The organism is Oricola nitratireducens, from assembly GCF_014904745.1.
In the GTDB taxonomy this organism is placed as follows: Bacteria; Pseudomonadota; Alphaproteobacteria; order Rhizobiales; family Rhizobiaceae; genus Oricola; species Oricola nitratireducens.
This window is the reverse complement of sequence record NZ_JACZCS010000021.1, coordinates 63,436-82,504: the sequence shown is the minus strand read 5'-3', so window position 1 is coordinate 82,504 and position 19,069 is coordinate 63,436. Positions and strand designations below refer to the sequence as shown.

Sequence of the window (19,069 nt, the reverse complement as noted above, 5' to 3'; positions counted from 1 at the left end):
CTATTCCGCTAGCCACTCGCCATAGGCCTGAATATCGATCATCGGAACGGTGCCGCTAAACTGAAGTTGGGAAATCAGCTTGAACAAAAATGCGGTAGCGGGTTTGCCGCCAGCATGCACAGTATATTCCGCAGGATCATCACCCGCATGAAAATAACCGTGTCCGGCCATGCAGCCAAAGTCGATTTTTCCGTCTTCTTGATCCCGTTTTAAAGCCTCAAGGAGGCTGTCGCCGAGGGCCGGATTCCAGTCGCTGTCGAACGTCAAGAGACCGCCATAGATAGGAATTAACGGTTTTGCTGGATAGGTTCCACCTGCGTGCGGTATCGGTAAGCTTGTTCGATGTAGCGCGCGCACGCTCCGGACTTTCTCCTGAGCGTACTGGACATGCTTCAAATTTGCCGACTGCTTCGCCTCGAAAACTGCATAGACGCTTTCTGCGGGAATTATGACTTCGCCTTCATAGTGAAAAATAAAGGGTGAGTATTGACGGTCATAGATTACAACATCGATCTGCTGACTGATTGTCCCTTCGCTATCTACAATATGCGCTTTGTCCGACTTGTAACGCGCAGGAAGGTAAGTATTGAAAAGTTCATTCCAAACACGTTCACTCGCGTCGCCCTTGGATACTGGATGCGGCATTGTTTTACGAATTGTTTCGAGACGATTTTGAATATCGTCGTGTAAACCCGAAAGTACATCCTTCAACGACCAATCACTCATTTCTCGTCCTCCTCGTCGCTTAGCGCTGCACCGGCGACGTCGCGCTCAGCGCCTTCAACGTCAATTTCGCAATTCAGCTTGTGTCCTGAAGCAAGATAGGTTGTTGCCCCGATATGGAATCGCGCATCTCTGTCAAGCTTCACAATTATCAGCACTAAGAAATTTACCGCCTCTCCCTGATCGGCGAGCAGATTGTACATGGTGGTCTCGTCCTGACGGCTCGGCCAAGCCGGTGCGTTCGGGTGGGAATGCCATTCACCGAAATAGTTGAACCGTTCGGGATTGCCGCCGAACTTCTTGTGCAAGGCTAGGATTTCCTTGCGTGCGGCGCCGCCGCGACGATTGAATGTCGTCGCCGTCCCGCCGAAAAAGCGCTGGCGCGTTGCCTCAACGATGCGGAAATCCCCTTCCGCAATCTGCTCGCCAAATAGTACGCCGCCGACTTCCTTGTGTCCCGCCTTCTTGAGATCGGAAGCCCACCGCTCAATCATTGTTTTCGGTATCCGCAGTCTCACCGCTCGCACTCTGAAATAAGGATTTGATGAAGTCCAACTCTACAGCGGTTTCGGAACCGGTGGATAAGGTACTTCGGACCGGTGCATCGACGACGATGGGCTGTGCATCAAACGGTCCGTTGAACAACCACCCCCGCTTCAGCCCCACGAGATAGACATGTGCGTCATAATTCGACGGCTCGATATCGCTCAGAGTGTCGAGCACGAACGCGCTAATATGGGCGGCGAACACTGATACATCTGCATCGGTCGCCTGCATCGGCGCGGCTTCGCCGACAGAACCGTCATAACCGCGTCCCGTTGCGATAGGCGGGGTTTCGTCGCTGGTTTCGTAATACTGGTTGATCACCGTACGGATATCATAGGGCGAGGGATCCTTATCGACCCGCGCTCTGGCCATTTCGCCGCCGACGCCGCCGGCGTAAACAGCGCCCCATATCAGTGAACGATTGTTGCGCAGACTTAGGCCGGCCAAATGATTAAACACGTCCGGGTTAGCGGTAGCGTCGACGATGAGATCGCAGGAGGCGAGCGCCTGACTCACATTCGCCGCTTCCTGCGACGAGACCTGTGCGCCGATCGCACTTTTCCAAACGCCGATCTCGACGTCGCGACGAATGAGCCGCAACCGATGCGCCGTTAGCTCGACCTTGTGACGCCCTACATCCCGCCAGTCCCCGTCATGGCGCTCCAGATTACCAGTGTGCAGAATATCGCCATCCACAAGCTCGAACTTGCGCACACCCGATCTCGCGAGTGAAACAGCGATTTTGGAGCCAAGCGACCCGAGCCCGACAATACCGACCTTCTTCTCCCTGATGTCCGTTGACGGGACGCCAGACCGATCGCCATCGAATGGCGCGAGGACTGTTGTGAAGCTCATGAGGTCGTCATCATTCGCGAAATGGTAGAGCAGCGTAAGACCGCCCTCCGATCCGCGGAGCACAACCGCCCAACGAACATCCTCTGTCAGCGAGAGCCGATCACCTAGCAGATCACTCAGGGCGTTCAACGTTTTGATCTTCTCCAGCGTCCTCGTCGGCGTGTCCGTGACGAAGACGACGCCCTCATTTACGACACAGGTTTTTCGAAGTGCCTCGGGCGTGAGGCGTTGTTTTTCGCCCTCCCCTTTGCCGCCTATCGAGAGGATATGCGCTACGAAAGTCCGGCCACTGTATGAGTCGATCCCGATTTCCAGCGGCAGACCGTCAATGTCGTCATCCGCAAATATGAGGCGCGCCAACGGACTTACATAGAAACGGGTCACGTCGGATCGCAGAGACAGAGTTGCCGGGAAATCATGCGCGGACGGCGCGTGGACTGCTACGCCGTCATCACTCGGCGCCTCAGTTTCCAGGAGGCGCCATGCGCTTTCGACCATCATTGCGCCGGTCACATCCGGCGTCCAATTGTCATTGCGGATTTCAAGGCAGAGATCACCGCCGGCACCGTATTGGTGACCGGAAAGTCGCGTCTCACCATCAGCAGGGACAATGCTAGGTGGCGATGCGGGAAACGTATTGTGATAAGTCAATAGGAGAGGATAGCGTCCGCGCGCGATGACGATATCGAAACTAAGCGTCAGCCTCAATTGGTCGTCTACGGACCAAACCGGGTTTTGAAACCATTCGGCATCAAGCACTTCAACGGCTTCACGTTCAACCCGTAGCCGCGTCTGATCGGTCAGCCACCACATAAGATCATGCGAATTTCGCGGGCCGCGCCGTCGGCGCCGCCTTGGCGCCGGTGAAGCTCAGGGGAGACATCGCGGTGGCGGCGCTTTTCGTCGATTGGCCTGACTGTTTCGGCTTCGGGAAGCGGTCCCCGAAGATCCGGCGCCAATAGTCGGTTGCCTTGTCCTGATCATCCGCCGCCAGAGCTTTGGCGGCATCGTCGCGGTGCTTTTCGATCTTGTCGTAGTAAGCACAGAATTCTTCGTTCGTCACTCCAGCAAGGATATCGCCTCCGGGTACGGCCGGGTCCTCAAGGATTGGGCACGTTGCGAATGTCCGTTCATCGGAGTATGCGTCGAGAAAACTCTGGCACCAGTCATGGAAGAGCTGACCGTAATGTGTTTCGGTCTCGCTGATATGTGGCGCGATGAGGGTTTCGAGCGCAAAACTCTTCGGATGACGGGACACTGTCTTGTTCTGCCGACGCGCCCACTTCACCATTCGGGTCATCGGATTGAAGCGGCCCGAGCAACGTTCATTCTGCGCTGCTGACCAGTCCGTGTGTTCTTCCGGGTCCGTCTTGTACCATTCCCCCGTATTTCGGTTGCCGATCCTGTAAAGATTGTCTGCCTGCCGTTCGAGCAGAATCGAGACGTCGAGGTCGGCCTTGTTCATGGACAGCGCTATCGAGCACCGGTTCCGATTGATCGACGTGATTCCGAGATCATTCCGAGCCCGGTTCAGTGCGGCATATAACTCGTCCATCAGTTCAGCCGCGTCAGAATTCCAGGGAGCACCGTCAATGACCACATAGAGATCCACATCAGGTCGCTCGGTGGAGCCGTTTTTCGTTCGCGGCCGAATGGCCGTGTAGCGCTTATACGAGCCTCCGAGAAAGACCCGCTTCACCTTGTCCTTGAATTCGTCGTCATTGAGCAATGCCTTGCGAACCGAGGTGTGGGCGTTCTTACAGTTCGTGACCGTCGTCTCGCTCGGGGTGATATCCTTGATGAACTCGGTAAATCTAGCGTTCGGTGTCATAGCTCTCTCGATGTTCAATTTATGTTCTGAACTTTTAGCACTCCTGCCCATCGAGCGCCAAGTGCAAATTTCGCAATCTCTAGTGGCCTCAACAACAACATAGACACAACATCTTGTGAATATAGATAGTGCCGTGTTGCTGTTCAATGTCACAACAGCCAACGGACAGATACGATATTCAGAGCATTCGGTTGTTGACCGCCGGTCACCCCCGCACCCGCTTTTTTTATCCACCTTTCCTCCCCCTCCCCCATCCTGTCCCGCATGACCGATTACGCGAAGGACAGGCTGGAGCAGGCAATTGCGCGCAACCGCGCGGCGCTGTCGCGCATGGTCGCGGTGCTGTTCATCAAGGCCGGGCTGGACGAGGGCGGGGCCGAGACCCTGCCGCGCCACATCTGGCGGGCGATCCTGCTGGTGCTGCGCCCGGCCGAATCCGCCGTCCGCCGCCTGGTCGCGGCCGCCGCGCGCGACATCGCCGTCAAACTGCGCACCCGCGCCCCCCGGAACAGGAAAAGGACGCGCCGCGCCGGGAATGTTGCAGCCGGCGAAGCAAAGCGTAAGGCCGGGGAAAGGAACGTCGTCGCAGAATACACCCTGCCGGCAGAGCGCCGGCCGCAGCCGCGGACCGGAATCTTCTTTCAGGGCCGGCTGCTGAGGCCCGGCGAGACGCCATGGGCGCCGAAAACCGATACCGCCGCGCCCGCCCGCCAGCCGGCCTTCCCGCTCTTCGATCCGCCGGTCGATTACGGCATGGGTTCACGGTGCGGCCACGCGGCGGCGCCCGTCATCCGCTCGCTGTCCGGCAATCCGTTCCATGCGCGCGGGCCGGAGCGCCGCGCATTTCCGGAGCCGCCCGCCGGCGGCGAGATCGGCGCGAAGCGCCTCTGCCGGCGGCTTTTGGCGCTGCAGCGGGCGCTCGACGACCTGCCCGGCCACGCGGTCGGCTTCGCGCGCCGCAGCGCGCGGCGCGAACGCGCCCTGGAGACCCTGTGGTCGGCGCCGGACGGCACCGCGGCGCAAAAGCTCGAGGCCGCGAACAGATATCTCGCGCCGCCGCTCAGGATCGGCCACCCGCCCGGCCGGCGCAAGCGGCGGGTCCACCCCGTCGACGAGGTGCTGCGCGAGTGCCACGACCTCGCCATGCAGGCGCGGCGAAGACCGGACACGTCCTAGACCGTCACGCGCCGGGCCTGTCGAGATTCAGCCCTGTTCCAGTTTGAGAGCCTCGTCCTTGGCCTTGTAGTCGGGCTCGACGTGGATGACGACGCGCGCGCCCGGCATTTCGCCGCGCAATCCGTCCTCGATCCGGTCGCAGATTGCGTGCGACTGTTCCACCGTCATCGCGCCGTCGACCACGAGGTGGAACTCGATGAAGGTGAGCGGCCCGGCCGAGCGCGTGCGGATGTCGTGCACCTCGATCGCCCCGCCGGCATTGGCGAGGATCGCGCCGCGGATCCGCTCCTCCTCCTCGCCGTCGACGGCCCGGTCCATCAGCCCGTTCAGCGATTCCGAGATGACGTGCCAGCCCTCGCGCACGATGTTGATGGCGACCAGGATCGCCAGCACCGGATCGAGCCACAGCCAGCCGGTCGCGAGCGCCAGCACGAGGCCGCCGAGCACCCCTGCCGAGGTCACCACGTCCGCCATGATATGCTTGCCGTCGGCGACGAGCGCCGGCGATCTGGCGCCGCGTCCGATGCGGATCAGGATCGTCGCGAAGACGCCGTTGATGATCGCCGCCAGGAGATTGAGCCCGAGGCCGGCGCCCGGCTCGGCTATCGCCGCCTCGCCGCTCATCAGCGCCGTCGCCGCCTCGCGCAGGATCAGCAGCGCCGCCAGCACGATCAGCACGCCCTCCAGGACGGCCGACATGTATTCCGCCTTGTAATGGCCGAACGGATGGTCCGTGTCGGCCGGCCGCTGCGCATAGGAGATGGCCGCGAAGGCCGCGATGGCCGCGATCACGTTGACGATCGATTCCAGCGCGTCCGAATAGAGCGCGACCGAGCCGGTCAGCCACCAGGCGCCGAACTTGATCGCCATGACGATCAGCGCGACGGCGATCGACGTCGCCGCGAGGCGCCTCACGAGCGAGGCCTGTCTCCGGTATGGCATGCGTTTCGTTCCCGTTCCCGCGCGCTTTGGCGTCCCGTCAGGCCGCCGCGTCGCTCTTGCGCCGCGATTTGGTGTCGACCAGATGGGCGACGACATTCTCGATCATCCGCATGCCGGCGTTCTGGCCGAGCGTCATGATCGATTCCGGATGGAACTGCACCGCCGCGACCGGCTCGCTCCGGTGCTCGATCCCCATCACCACGCCGTCCTCGGTTTCCGCCGTGACGACGAAGTCGTCCGGCAGGCGCGACGGGTCGGCGAAGATCGAGTGATAGCGGCCGACGGTGATGTTCTTCGGCAGGCCGGAAAACACCTTTCCCGGATGGTTGATCCGGATGCGCGACGGCTTGCCGTGCATCGGCAGGTTCAACTGCCGCAGGTTTCCGCCATAGGCTTCGGTGAGCGCCTGCAGGCCGAGGCACACGCCGAAGATCGGCAGGTCGCGGTCGCGCGCCTTGCGGATCGTCGCCTTGCAGTCGAAATCGGCCGGCATGCCCGGCCCGGGCGACAGCACCACGAGATCCGGCTTGTACGCATCGAACACGGCTTCCGGCACCGGCGTGCGGACCGTGCGAACCTCGGCGCCGGTCTGGCGGAAATAGTTCGCCAGCGTGTGCACGAAACTGTCCTCGTGATCGACCAGCAGGATCTTCACGCCCAGGCCGACCTTGGCGGTCTCGCGCACCGTCGAGGCGGCGTTGCCCTTCTTCGCGTCGCGAATGGCCGCCAGCATCGCCGACGCCTTCAGTTCGGTTTCGGCCTCCTCGTCCTCGGGCACGGAATCGAACAAGAGCGTCGCGCCGGCGCGCACCGACGCGATGCCGTCGCGCACATGGATGGTGCGCAAGGTCAGGCCGGTGTTCATGTCGCCGTCGAACTTCACCATGCCGATCGCCCCGCCATACCAGGCGCGCGGGCTCTTCTCGTTGTTCTCGATGAACCGCATCGCCCACAATTTCGGCGCGCCGGTGACCGTGACAGCCCAGGCATGGCTGAGAAATCCGTCGAAGGCGTCCATGCCATCGCGCAGCCGCCCTTCCACGTGGTCGACCGTATGGATCAGCCGCGAATACATCTCGATCTGCCGCCGCCCGATCACCCGCACGGTTCCGGGTTCGCACACCCGGCTCTTGTCGTTGCGGTCGACGTCCGAGCACATCGTCAGCTCGGATTCGTCCTTCTTGGAATTGAGCAGCTTCAGGATCTGCTCGGAATCCGAGATCGCGTCCTCGCCGCGCCGGATCGTTCCCGAGATCGGACAGGTCTCGATCCGCCGCCCGGTCACCCGCACGAACATTTCCGGCGACGCGCCGATCAGGAATTCGTTGCGGGTCAGATTCATGAAGAACGAATACGGCGCCGGATTGGTCTCCTTCAGGCGCCGCGCGATCGCGGAAGGGTTCGTTTCGCAGCGCTCGTGAAACACCTGCCCCGGCACGACCTCGAAAAGGTCGCCGCGCGCGAAACTGTCCTTCGCTTTTTCGACGAGGCGGGCATATTCGCCCGGCACATGGTCGCCGCGCGGCGGAATCGTGTCGGTCTTGACGAAGGGCTGCGGCGCGACCGTTCCGTCGAGCCCTTCCGTCGTCAAATCACCGTCGGTGAATTCGTAGCGGTCGATCCAGGCTTTCGCGGCATGGTTGTCGACGACGAGGATCTCGTCCGGAAAGAACAGCGCCAGATCACGCTGGCCGGGATCGCGCGCAAGCTTCTGCTCGACCGGATCGAACTGGAACGCGATGTCGTAGCCGAAGGCGCCGTAAAGCGCGAGATCGCTGTCATCGTCGGAATGGAAATGGTCGACGATCGCGCGAAGCGCGGAAAACACGCTTGCCGCGCGCGTCCGGTCTTCTTCCATCAGAACCGCGGCAGCCTCGGCGATGCTGACCTCGAGCGTACCGCTTGTGCGCTTCGTCCCGGCGATGTGTTCGGCGCCGTCGAGCGCTTTCTCGATCATCGTCAGAAGCGGCTTGCCGCGTTCCGAAAGCGCCTCGATCGTCATCTTGCGCTGATGCGACGATATCAGCACCGGCGGATTGACGATCGCGGTATCCCAGCGCGTGTAGCGACCCGGATATTCGTAGTTGGAAGACAGGATCACGCCCGGCTGGCTGTCGAGGAGGTCCGTGTAGTCGGAAATCGCGGTCCGGTAGTCGGCGTCGCGGCGAAACCGCCGCACGGTCACGCCACCGCGTGTCACATAGGTCAGGTCGGCCTTCGCGGGCGACTGTCCCTCGCTCTCCGGTTGCTCGATTTTCGCCATTGTCCTTGTCCTTTCATTCGGCGCCGGACAGCAAAAAACCGCCAAGGCGCTGGTGTGCACTTGGCGGTTCCGATTTCTGACATGCAGCCATGGTTCAGCTCCGCCTAGAAGCGGGGCCACCACCAGAGTTTCGTTACTGCGCTGCCATTGGTCATGGCGCGCAAACTAATCCCGGTCTCATTCCTGTGCAATCCAAAAATTTGACACCAGTCCATGACAGCATGAGGTTGACCGGACCGGGCGCCGCGACTGCATAACACGTTTGGGAACCGGCACCCGGTTTCTCTCTGACGAACAGGACAACGATGCGCGAATTCCTGATCATTCCGGCGGCGCTCCTCCTGATCGCCGCCGGCCTGCCGGATGATGTTCCCGTCCCCTCGCCCAATCCGCGCGACACGCCGCCCGCTGTGCTATCCGGTCAAGATCCGGCTGCCACCAACAGTGAAACGCCGCCACCGGTTACTCCAAAGCCCGCCGAACCCGATCCCGCGCCGCCCAAACCGGACGAGACCGCCCTTGCCGCCTGCGAGGCGGAACTGAAGGCGCTCGGCGCTGTCTTCGAGCGTCGCGATGCCATCGACGGACCCGGAACCTGCGGACTGTCGGCGACCTATGACGTCACCCGGCTTGCGCCCGGCATCGAAATCCGCCCGGAGACCGAAATAACCTGCCGAACCGCGCTCGCAGCGGCACATTGGGTCCGCGATGTCGTCGGCCCTGCAGCGAAAGTCTTCGGCAAGGATGTCCGGCTGACGGGCCTGCGCCAGGCGTCCACCTATGTCTGCCGGACGCGCAACAGCCAGCCGGGCGCGAAAATCTCCGAGCATGCGCGCGGCACCGCGATCGATATCAGCACGTTCGAATTCGACGGACATGGCGCATTGTCCGTGATGCCGGAACAACGAAAGGGATCGCGCGAGGAAGCGTTCCAGAAGGCCGTCCGCGCCGGTGCGTGCCTGCATTTCACGACGGTCCTCGGACCGGGATCCGACGCCTTTCACGACAACCATCTGCATATCGATCTCGCCAGACGCAACCACGGCTACCGCCTCTGCCAGTGATGCCCCTCCGTATGACGCCGATGCCTCAAAGAAGGTGATTTGACAGGAGTCAACGCGACCAAACCTCCATCCTGCTATGAGGCTCGCGCAATCACGGATCCATAACCACGGAAGGTAAACTCCCATGGATACCCAGGATGACAAGAGCAAGAAGACATTCACCGAGGAAATCGAGATATTCGGCGACCAGCTCGTGCAGAAGGTCAAGGATCTGCTTGCGGAAGGCAATGTCCGCCAGATTCGCATCAAGGCATCCGACGGCGACATCGTGCTCGAAACGCCGCTGACCATCGGTGTCGTGGCCGGCGGCGCTGTCGCGCTTGCGGCGCCCTGGCTTGCAATTCTGGGCGTCATCGCCGCGCTCGTCACCCATGTAACGGTCGAGGTCGTCCGCGAAGTCGACGATAATTCCGACGACGACAAGCCCGCCGGATCGTGATTCCGTTCGGGCGTCATGGAAACGATATCGAAGGCGAGTAACCTTTCGGCCCGACCCCGCGGCCGAAAGACGTGCGCGGCCGGTCGCATCCAAACCGCGGAGAACCGGACCGAATGAGCCAAACGATAACAAAAAACGCCGACGATTTGCCAAGCGGGGAATGTTCGCCGGGAAACGCCAGGATCGAAACCTGCCGCGGGCTTCTGCGCGAGCGCATGGCCGAGATAGATGCCGACAGCGCCGGGATATTCGCCGAATGGGAACCGGCGATCGAACGCGAAGCCTTTCGCACCGGAGCGGAAAACCTTGCCTATTATCTTGCCGCGCGCCAGCGCGACCTGACCGAGCTTCAGAACGATCTGTCCGCGCTGGGCCTGTCCTCGCTCGGGCGCGCCGAATCCCATCCGCGGCAGTCGATCGCCGCGGTCGCGGCGACACTCGACGGTCTGTGCGGCCGGCCGGCCAACTGGCCCGATCCGGCCGAATTGACCGTCGGCCTCGACACGATAACCAGGGATCAGGAACTGTTTTTCGGCGATTTCCCCGGCGAACGCAAAACCCGAATCATGGTCACCGTGCCGGAACTCGGCGCTCATGACCCCGCCTATGTCGATACCCTGATGGAAGCCGGAGCGAGCTGCTTTCGTATCAATTGCGCCCATGACGGCCCGGAAGTCTGGACCGCGATGATCGCCAATATCCGCGCGTCGGCGAAGAAGGCCGGCCGCACATGCCCGATCGTCATGGATATTGCCGGTCCGAAATGCCGCATCGAGACGATTGACTTCGCCGGCCGCAAGCGGCTCTTTCGCGGCGATCGCTTCCGGTTGTTGTCAACGCCCGACGGCAGCCGAGACGGACTGCCGGCGATTACGATCACCTTTCCCCACATCATCGCAAAGCTGCAGCCGGGTACCCTGGTCTGGATCGACGACGGCAAGATCGGTGCGCGCGTCACGGAGGCCGGAGACAACGGCATCGTGTTCGAGGTGACGATAGCGCGCGACAAGGGCGAAAAGCTGAAGCTGGAAAAGGGTATCAATTTTCCGAGCATCGATCTCGAAATCGAACCGTTGACGCAAAAGGACCGGGCCGATCTCCCCTTCGTGGCCGCGCATGCCGACATCGTCGGTTGTTCCTTCATCCAGCGCACCGAAGACGTCCGTCTGCTATCGTCCGAACTGAAAAAACACCGCGGCGACCGCCCGCCGCAGCCGCTTTTGCTGAAAATCGAGACCGGCCTGGCCGTGCGCAACCTGCCGCGCCTGATCGTTCAGGCCGGGGCCCGCCAGCCGGTCGCGGTCATGATCGCGCGTGGCGATCTCGCGATGGAAGTCGGCACCGAGCGCCTGTCCGAGGTCCAGGAAGAAATCCTTTGGCTCTGCGAGGCGGCGCATGTTCCGGTCGTCTGGGCGACGCAGGTTCTGGAGACCCTGCTGAAATCCGGCGCGCCGTCGCGCGCCGAGGTGACGGACGCGGCGATGGGCCAGCGCGCCGAATGCGTGATGCTCAACAAGGGACCCTACATCGTCGAGACGATCCAGTTCCTCGCCGGAATCCTGCGCCGCATGGACCGGCACCAGTTCAAGAAATCGGCCCGTCTCTCGGCGCTGACATCCTGGCGCGGGGCCCAGCCGATGTAGAAAAAAGGGCGGCTCGCGCCGCCCTCGTTTCCCTAGAACAGGCCCTCGACATTGCCCTCGTCGTTCAGCCGGATGACTTCGGCCGACGGTTTGCGCGGCAGGCCCGGCATGGTCATGATTTCTCCGCAGATCGCGACGACGAAGCCGGCTCCAGCCGACAGCCGCACCTCGCGCACCGGCACCGAATGCCCCGTCGGCGCGCCGCGCAGGTTCGGATCGGTCGAGAAGGAATATTGCGTCTTCGCCATGCAGACCGGCAGGTGTCCGTAGCCGGCCGCTTCCCATGCCTTGAGCTGTTCGCGCACCGACTTGTCGGCGATCACCTCGTCGGCATGGTAGATGCGCTTGGCGACGGTCTCGATCTTCTGGAACAGGCCCATCTCGTCGGGGTAGAGCGGCGAGAAATTGGCCACATCGCTTTCCGCCAGCGCCACGATCTTGTGCGCCAGCTCCTCGATGCCGGCGGAGCCCTGCGCCCAGTGCTTGCACAGGATCGCTTCGGCGCCCTGCTGCGCCACGAATTCCTTCACGGCCGCGATTTCGGCGTCGGTGTCGGAAACGAAATGGTTGATCGCGACGACCACCGGCACACCGAACCCCTTGGTGTTGGCGATGTGCCGGCCAAGATTGGCGCAACCCTTCTTCACGGCATCGACGTCCTCCTTGCCGAGGTCGTCCTTCTTGACGCCGCCATTCATCTTCATGGCGCGCACCGTTGCTACGATCACGGCGGCGGCGGGTTTCAGCCCGGCCTTGCGGCACTTGATGTCGAAGAATTTCTCCGCGCCGAGATCGGCCCCGAAACCGGCTTCGGTCACGACATAGTCGGCAAGCTTCAGCGCCGTCGTGGTCGCGACCACCGAGTTGCAGCCATGCGCGATGTTAGCGAACGGCCCGCCATGCACGAAGGCCGGATTGTTCTCCAGCGTCTGCACGAGGTTCGGTTGCATCGCGTCCTTGAGAAGCACGGTCATCGCGCCGTCGGCCTTGATGTCGCGACAGTAGACAGGCGTCTTGTCGCGGCGATAGGCGACGACGATGTCGCCGAGCCGCTTCTGCAGATCCTTGAGATCCTTCGACAGGCAGAGGATCGCCATGACTTCGGAAGCCACGGTGATGTCGAAACCGGTTTGGCGCGGAAAGCCGTTGGAGACGCCGCCAAGCGAGACCACAATATCGCGCAGCGCGCGGTCGTTCATGTCCATGACGCGCCGCCACGTGACGCGCCGCTCGTCGATGCCCAGTTCGTTACCCCAGTAGATGTGGTTGTCGATCATCGCCGACAGCAGGTTGTGCGCCGAGGTGATGGCGTGGAAGTCGCCGGTGAAATGCAGATTCATCTCCTCCATTGGCACGATCTGGGCATAGCCGCCGCCGGCGGCGCCGCCCTTCATGCCGAAATTCGGGCCGAGCGAGGCTTCGCGGATGCAGATCGCCGCCTTCTTGCCGATGCGGTTGAGACCATCACCGAGGCCGACCGTCGTCGTCGTCTTGCCCTCGCCCGCCGGCGTCGGATTGATCGCGGTGACCAGGATCAGCTTGCCGTCCGGCCGGTCCTTCACCGAGGCGATGAACTCGGCCGAGACCTTCGCCTTGTCATGGCCGTAGGGAAGCAGATGTTCTGTGGGAATGCCGAGCTTCGCGCCGATCTCCTGGATCGGTTTCTTGTCCGCTGCGCGCGCGATCTCGATGTCGGTCTTGAATTCGGCCATGGTGCTCCCCGTAGTGATCCTGCCAACGACGGGTGGTTCACCGCCGATTTGTGCGCGTATAGAGCGCAGGTTCACTACGGGTCGGCAATCTTGATTTGGCCGTTCATTGCGCGGTTTGCGACACCGCGCGATTACTAGCGGGCGAGGATGTCGCGCATTTCCACCAGGTTGGCGCGAACGCGCAGCAGATAGAAGCCCATCGTCGCCAGATGCGACGGCATGATCCAGCTCGATTCATTGCCGTTGGAGATGATCCAGGGCGTCATGTTGAGCGAAGCGCGAAGCTGGTCTTCTGTCCTGAGCCAGACCTGGTCGAGATTGCGGTTGGTGAAGACATCCTCGAAATCGGCGCGCGCCGCCGACAGGATGCCCTGATAGGCATAGAGCTGGCCATAGGTGAACCAGAACCGGTCATCGGCGCGCGGATCGAACCAGCCGGCATTCGATGCCTCCATGCGCTGGCGCAAGATGTCCGACGTCGAGCCGATATCCGACGTGATGCGGTCGAGGAATTCGAGCAGATTGTCCGGACGGCCGTCGAAATTCGCGGTGCATTTCGCGAGGTCGGTATTGAAATCGAGCAGTTTGCGCCGCGCCGTCCGGTAGGACGTCGGCGTCGGAGACTTAGGGCCGAACGGATCGAGCGAAAAATACCAGAGGTCCTCGGTATAGGCGAGGTTCTGGCGCGCGTCCTGCAGGTTCTGGTCGATGCCGGACGTTCCGCGCACCCGGCCGAGCCGGTCGACAAGTTCCACCGACGTGCGGCGCAGCACCTGGTTCACGCCAAGCTGGAACGCCGCCTTGTTGTCCATGAAGGGCGTGTCCTTCCAGTCCAGCCCGAAGAAGCCCACCTTCGACAGCAGCATCGACGGCACCCAGTCGTTCTGGTTGACGTTGAAGTCGATCAGATCGGCCGCTACCTGCACGATCGCCGATGGCGCGCAGCTTCCGTCGCTGAGCTTGGTTCCCGCCCCGACATTCTTGCTCGCGAATTCGTATGTCTCCGCATAGTCGGGATTGTAATTATTCCAGAACTGGGTCGCGTAGAAGAAGTGGCCGTAGCCCAGCACGAATGCGAGCACGACCAGGATCACCGGCGCCTTGATCATCCAGCCGCGCCGGTTGTACCAGCGGCCGAATGCCAGGAACGGCCACAAGAGCCATGCGACGAATGTGCCGATCGCCCGGCCGATCATCTCGAAGAGGCGCGTGAAGAAGGCGATGATCGGATCCAGCATGGTCAGTTCCCCGTGGTGGTCTCGAGACCGTAGAGCCGCTTCCGGAAAGCGGCCTTGTCGGTCAGATAGGTACTTTTCAGCGTCTCAACAACATGCTGCCGGAACGCTTCGTCGTAACCGGTATAGTCATCATAGAATCCCTGCTTGTTGAAAACATAACGGGAAACGAAGTCGCTTGGGACATATTCGGTGATCAGCCGGTTCACCAGCCAGGCATCCTTGTGGTCGGGCCGGGCGCGCGCCAAGAGGAACCTGAAATGGTCCGAGATCCGGTTCATCTCGATGCGCCCGGACTGCGCGATCTCGCGCTTCACGCTGTTGAGGAACGGATAGACGCCGTCCTCGGTAATCAGGGCCGCGTTGCGATGCATCCATGTCTGCAGCCACACCGCGTCCATCCGGTTGAGGATCGCGCCAGGCTCCGCCTCCCTCAGCAGCGCACGGATCGCCATTTCGGCGCGGTGTTCCAGAAATCCCGAGGTTTCGAGCCATGACGCGCGCGGCGGATCGATCCGACCCGTCTCGGCGAGGAAACGGTAGACCTGCCGCTCGTCGTGAATGGACAGATAGCTGACCTGCCACGGACGCGAGCGGCGGAACCCGGGCGCATTCGGATCGCAGATCACGGTCGTCATCTTCTCGTCGACGAACACGTAGCAGCCGCCGAAATGGCTGGTCCAGAACGCATCGTGCCGGAAGACGACCTTGTCGGGCACCAACTGGTTCTCGCGGATGTCGCCGGCCACTTTCGCGAGGTCGACCATGTGCTCGAGCATGGCATCGTCGCGCCAGGCGTCGGGCTGGTTCGTCAGCCGGTCGACCAGCGTGCGCAATTCGGCCGCCTTGCCGAGTACGTCGTCGGCCGACAGCACCTTGAACTCGACCTGCTGGATCGACAGCAGGTCCTCGATGTCCTCGACCTTCGCGACATTGTCCTCGATCTCGCCATAGATCACGTCCTTGATCGTCAGGGCGTTGATCGCGCGGGTATTCGAGGTGAAGAACTCGTACATCAGCGCTTCGGTGTTGGAAAAGCGCGTATGCACGACCGGAAGCGTCGATTGCGACGGCGTCAGGATGATGAAGCGCCGGTTGACGCCGTTGGGATCGAGATAGTCGGGATCGCCCAGTTCGTCGGCGACCTGCGGCGAGAAACCGGTCTTGTCGACCTCGAATTCCGTCAGTGCCGTCGCCGGCAGGCCGAAGGCGGCAAGCGCCTTGTTGTAGCGCTCGACCAGATGCGGCTGATTCACCGCCAGCAGCCGCCCGTAGATCAGGTCGTTGTCGTAGAGGCGTTTCATGCGCCTCCCACAATCTTCCCGCCCGCGGGAAGATTGTGCCTTTTGTTTTGAAAGGAACGGGGTCGGCGGCTACGCACCATTCCACAGCCCCTTCGCCTTCAGTTCCGCGATCTCACGCGCGGCGCGCTCGCGCAGGCGCTCGTTGCGGATGATGGTCGCGACGGCGGCGGCGTCCGACTTGTCGGTGTAGCGGAATTCGGAATCGGCATAGCGATTGATCTCCTGCATCACCATCGCCATCGTGAACGGCCCGCGCAGTTCCTCGATCATCGCTTTCTTCTCGTCATAGGGCTTGTGCATGAACGCCCCCGGCGTCTCGAACCACTCGTCCGGCAGGTCGATGTCCATCGCCCGCATCTTGATCGCGTCTGTGATGTTCTTGATCGCGCGGCCGGTAATGCGCGGCTCGGCCAGCTTGATGCGGTGCAGATAATCGCCGACATCCGCCATCGTCTTCGGCTCGCCGCGCTCCTCCATGAACCGCTCGTAGACGGCCAGCAGCCCGTCCTCCTTTGGCCGGTCATGGCCCTCATAGGCGGTGGCGACGGCTTGTCTGATCGCCTGCGCCGCATAGAGATCATGGTCGCCGAGCGGGATCGAATGGTTCTTGCCGGCGAGCAGAACGAAGATGTCGATGTAATCGTCCTCGGTCTGCGGCCCGTCGACCAGCCAGCGCGCCCCGGCACGCTGGCGCAGCGCGTCGTCGACATTCTCCGGATAGTTGGAAAACATGCCGAAGGAGCAGTTCCCGCGCACGACCGTCGTCGCGCCGGCGAAACTCTCCATCAGCACGCCCGTCACCTCGTGCTGGCCGGCGGACGCCCGGTCATCGGATCGTTTCGCCGCGACCTGGTCGATATCGTCGATCGTGCCGAAGCCGATCGCCTTCGGATTGACGATCGTGTTGACGAATTCCTTGCAGTTCTGACCCGACTTGCCCTGATAGGAGGAAATCTGGTCGACGCCGAAATTCTCGTAGTGGAACGGGTAACCGGCGACGTCGCAGTAGCCGTTGATCAAGCCGGCGATCATCTGGATCAGGATCGTCTTGCCGGTGCCGGGCGCGCCGTCGCCGATGAAGGTGAAGAGAAACCCGCCGAGGTCCACGAACGGATTGAGTTGCCGGTCGAAATCATAGGCGACCAGCATCTTGGCGAGCTTCGTCGCCTGGTATTTGGCGATATGGTTGCCGATGATCTCGTTCGGCTGCTTGAACTGCATGACCAGCGGCTTGCGACGCTGGCCGGGCGCCACGTCGAAACCGTCGAGCGTGAAATCGTCCGCCTCGATACGGATATGGCTGTTCTCGAAGGCGCCAAGCCCGGTGAACCGGCCGCGCCGCCCGAGCAGCCCGTCGACGGACACGCGAGCGAAGGCTTTTGCCCGCTGCAGCATCGTCGTCTCGTCGGCCGCCCCGTCGATGGCTTTAGCCAAACCGGCGACCATCGACTTCAACGCGTCCTGCGCCGTGTCGAACAAAAATTCGGGTTCGTCGGGATCGTTGACCGGCTCGGTCCCGCCATCGAGCATCTGCAGCAGATAGGCCGCCAGCGTGAACGCCGCGACATAGGCCGCCGCGTTGACCAGCGTCTTGAAGCGCACCGCGTCGTCGCCCTGCAGCGGCGCCGATAGGTTGCGCGCCTGCAGGCTTTCCAGCTCCGTCTGGCGCGCAAAGACGTCGGCGACCGCGAGTGCAACGGCGATACCGCGCCGCGTGCGATACAGCAGATTATGCTGCACCGGGGTCAGCATCTGGTCGTCGGGACGCACCGCGCCGATCTGCTTCATCAGTTCCACTTCGCGCGTCCGGCGCACGCCGCCCGTCGAGACCGTCGAGACGAAGCGCCGGCCCGTGCCGGCAAGCGCCGTGCCGGACTTGTCGCCCGCATCCTCCATGACGATGATCCGCGTCACGAAGCTCTGCGCCGTCGCGCGGTGCCTGGCGATGTCGTCCTCGTCGATGCGGGTCAGGCCGATATCCATGCTCTACTCCTGGTCGCGCCGGGCTTTCGGGGCATCCGCGCTTTTCCTGCGAACGGAAGGCGCATCCTGATCTTCGGCATCACTGGAAGTCTCCACCACCTTCGCCTGGAAACGTCCCTTCTCGAAGACGGGAGCTTCGTGCTCGACCGGTTCGCCATACATAAGAAAGTCGATCAGGCAGCGGTCACACATCGGAAATCACCTCCCCGCCGGAAATGATATGCGTCTGATAGCCTTCGAACACGCTTTGCGTTTCGCCCGCGGCATAAAGCGCCTGATAGGCCTCGTGCGGGATTAGAGCGTGTTTCTCGTAGGCCGAAACGCCCATGCGCGCCGCTTCGAGATCGCTGGTCTCGATATGGAATTCCTCGCGCGCCGGCTCCGATGACCACAACCCGTTGCGCGCCGGTTTCTCGGATTTCGAAAAGATGTCCTGGATCGTCCAGGTCAGAAGCCAGGCATTGGCCGGATTGCCGACCTTCTCGAGGATGTGATTGACGCGCTGATTGTGCTCCGTGATGCCGGCCGAATAGAACGGCCCGAGCACGATCCGGCGCAATTGCTTGGGATGCAGCGTCTCAAAATCGTGGTCGAGATTGGTCGCGATCGTCGACGGCGACAGCGAATAGGCCGAATTGCGCTCGACGAAGGCATCGAATTCGCGCGCCAGTTTCGGATTGAGCAAGCCGCCGACCGGCAGCGGGATCTCGACGGACGGATCGAGCTTGCCGTCCTTCGTCACCAGCAGCTTGACGAGGTCCGGCGAGGAATCCTCGACCATGACATTGTAGACCAGCGGCAGGTTCGACGCCCCGTCGAACGCGCCCCAGTGGACGAGGTAATAGGGCCGCATGGTCTTTGGATTGACCGAGACCTTGACCGTCTCCGGCAGCACCAGCGGCGAGAAGACATGGCCTTCCTGCACGTTTTCCAGGTAGAGTCGCTCGGCCATCGAGCGCTGCAGGTCCTTGGGAAAGGCCTTGTGGCGCAAGATGAAGTCGGCCATGTCCTCGCGCAGCGCGGCCGGCGCCGGGATCTCCCCGAGCCGGGCCTTGGCGGTGCGGCGGTCGTTTTCCAGTTCGAGCACGTTCTGGAACACCGGAAAGCCGCTCTCGGCGCGCGAGATGCGGAACGATTTCGCGTAGTCGAGGTGATGCCGCCAGCAATTGAACGAGGTCGCCAGCCGGTCGACATATTCGGTCACGATCTGGGCGACGAGACCGTGCTTGTAGAGCGGCGAGGAATCGTCGCGCAGGAAGATGTCGAGCCCGTCCAGCGCCGCGCCGATGGAGGCGAAATAACGGTCGACCGGCGATGTCGCGGATGCCTGTGGTGTCACGGCTCACCCGCCCC

Annotated in this window: 16 protein-coding genes; 4 read left to right on the top strand and 12 right to left on the bottom strand. The window is 62.1% G+C overall.

The features are described from left to right. From IG169_RS11525 to IG169_RS11510, 4 genes are read right to left on the bottom strand one after another with little or no spacing between them, the layout of a single operon-like run. A complete protein-coding gene (locus IG169_RS11525) occupies positions 1 to 726 on the bottom strand; it encodes a DUF6602 domain-containing protein (RefSeq protein WP_193176356.1) in 726 nt (241 codons plus the stop codon). Beyond that, positions 723 to 1,217 carry a Mov34/MPN/PAD-1 family protein gene (locus tag IG169_RS11520; protein WP_193176355.1) on the bottom strand — a complete coding sequence of 165 codons (495 nt, stop codon included), beginning with the start codon at positions 1,215 to 1,217 and terminating at the stop codon, positions 723 to 725. The genes IG169_RS11525 and IG169_RS11520 overlap by 4 nt, the downstream gene beginning before the upstream one ends. Beyond that, positions 1,210 to 2,937 carry a ThiF family adenylyltransferase gene (locus tag IG169_RS11515; protein WP_193176354.1) on the bottom strand — a complete coding sequence of 576 codons (1,728 nt, stop codon included), beginning with the start codon at positions 2,935 to 2,937 and terminating at the stop codon, positions 1,210 to 1,212. Before IG169_RS11515 ends, IG169_RS11520 begins: the two co-directional genes overlap by 8 nt. Before the next feature lie 4 nt (positions 2,938 to 2,941). Continuing rightward, positions 2,942 to 3,955, bottom strand: a complete 1,014-nt coding sequence (locus IG169_RS11510; protein ID WP_193176353.1) for an SMODS domain-containing nucleotidyltransferase — start codon at positions 3,953 to 3,955, stop codon at positions 2,942 to 2,944. Positions 3,956 to 4,219: 264 nt separating this feature from the next. Here IG169_RS11510 and IG169_RS11505 point away from each other — a divergent pair, with 264 nt between their 5' ends. Beyond that, the gene (locus IG169_RS11505) at positions 4,220 to 5,131 is read left to right on the top strand and encodes a hypothetical protein (protein ID WP_193176352.1); all 912 of its coding nucleotides are present in this window, start codon (positions 4,220 to 4,222) and stop codon (positions 5,129 to 5,131) included. 27 nt (positions 5,132 to 5,158) lie between these two features. Here the strand turns inward: IG169_RS11505 and IG169_RS11500 are convergent, their stop codons facing one another. Both IG169_RS11500 and IG169_RS11495 read right to left on the bottom strand, forming a co-directional pair. After that, positions 5,159 to 6,073 (bottom strand): cation diffusion facilitator family transporter, encoded by a 915-nt coding sequence (locus IG169_RS11500; RefSeq protein WP_193176351.1) that lies wholly within the window; start codon positions 6,071 to 6,073, stop codon positions 5,159 to 5,161. Positions 6,074 to 6,110: 37 nt separating this feature from the next. Then, the gene (locus tag IG169_RS11495) at positions 6,111 to 8,336 is read right to left on the bottom strand and encodes an anthranilate synthase (RefSeq protein ID WP_193176350.1); all 2,226 of its coding nucleotides are present in this window, start codon (positions 8,334 to 8,336) and stop codon (positions 6,111 to 6,113) included. A 305-nt stretch (positions 8,337 to 8,641) separates the two neighbouring features. Here IG169_RS11495 and IG169_RS11490 point away from each other — a divergent pair, with 305 nt between their 5' ends. The 3 genes from IG169_RS11490 to IG169_RS11480 all read left to right on the top strand — a co-directional run bounded on the left by IG169_RS11490 (position 8,642) and on the right by IG169_RS11480 (position 11,482). Continuing rightward, on the top strand, positions 8,642 to 9,400 hold the full coding sequence (locus tag IG169_RS11490; protein ID WP_193176349.1) for an extensin-like domain-containing protein: 759 nt from the start codon (positions 8,642 to 8,644) through the stop codon (positions 9,398 to 9,400). A 124-nt stretch (positions 9,401 to 9,524) separates the two neighbouring features. Beyond that, on the top strand, positions 9,525 to 9,839 hold the full coding sequence (locus IG169_RS11485) for a DUF4342 domain-containing protein (protein ID WP_193176348.1): 315 nt from the start codon (positions 9,525 to 9,527) through the stop codon (positions 9,837 to 9,839). A 113-nt stretch (positions 9,840 to 9,952) separates the two neighbouring features. After that, complete coding sequence (locus tag IG169_RS11480; protein ID WP_193176347.1) at positions 9,953 to 11,482, top strand: pyruvate kinase; 1,530 nt, start codon at positions 9,953 to 9,955, stop codon at positions 11,480 to 11,482. A gap of 32 nt (positions 11,483 to 11,514) precedes the next feature. Here the strand turns inward: IG169_RS11480 and IG169_RS11475 are convergent, their stop codons facing one another. The 6 genes from IG169_RS11475 to IG169_RS11450 form a co-directional block, all read right to left on the bottom strand. Then, on the bottom strand, positions 11,515 to 13,194 hold the full coding sequence (locus IG169_RS11475; RefSeq protein ID WP_193176346.1) for a formate--tetrahydrofolate ligase: 1,680 nt from the start codon (positions 13,192 to 13,194) through the stop codon (positions 11,515 to 11,517). 134 nt (positions 13,195 to 13,328) lie between these two features. Next, on the bottom strand, positions 13,329 to 14,432 hold the full coding sequence (locus IG169_RS11470) for a DUF2333 family protein (protein ID WP_193176345.1): 1,104 nt from the start codon (positions 14,430 to 14,432) through the stop codon (positions 13,329 to 13,331). Between the two features lie 2 nt (positions 14,433 to 14,434). Next, positions 14,435 to 15,733 carry a DUF6638 family protein gene (locus IG169_RS11465; protein ID WP_193176344.1) on the bottom strand — a complete coding sequence of 433 codons (1,299 nt, stop codon included), beginning with the start codon at positions 15,731 to 15,733 and terminating at the stop codon, positions 14,435 to 14,437. Positions 15,734 to 15,802: 69 nt separating this feature from the next. Continuing rightward, a complete protein-coding gene (locus IG169_RS11460) occupies positions 15,803 to 17,716 on the bottom strand; it encodes an AAA family ATPase (protein ID WP_193176343.1) in 1,914 nt (637 codons plus the stop codon). A 3-nt stretch (positions 17,717 to 17,719) separates the two neighbouring features. After that, the gene (locus tag IG169_RS11455; RefSeq protein ID WP_193176342.1) at positions 17,720 to 17,908 is read right to left on the bottom strand and encodes a hypothetical protein; all 189 of its coding nucleotides are present in this window, start codon (positions 17,906 to 17,908) and stop codon (positions 17,720 to 17,722) included. Next, entirely contained in the window at positions 17,901 to 19,055 is a 1,155-nt protein-coding gene (locus IG169_RS11450; protein WP_193176341.1) for a hypothetical protein, read from the bottom strand. Before IG169_RS11450 ends, IG169_RS11455 begins: the two co-directional genes overlap by 8 nt. Positions 19,056 to 19,069 lie beyond the last annotated feature (14 nt).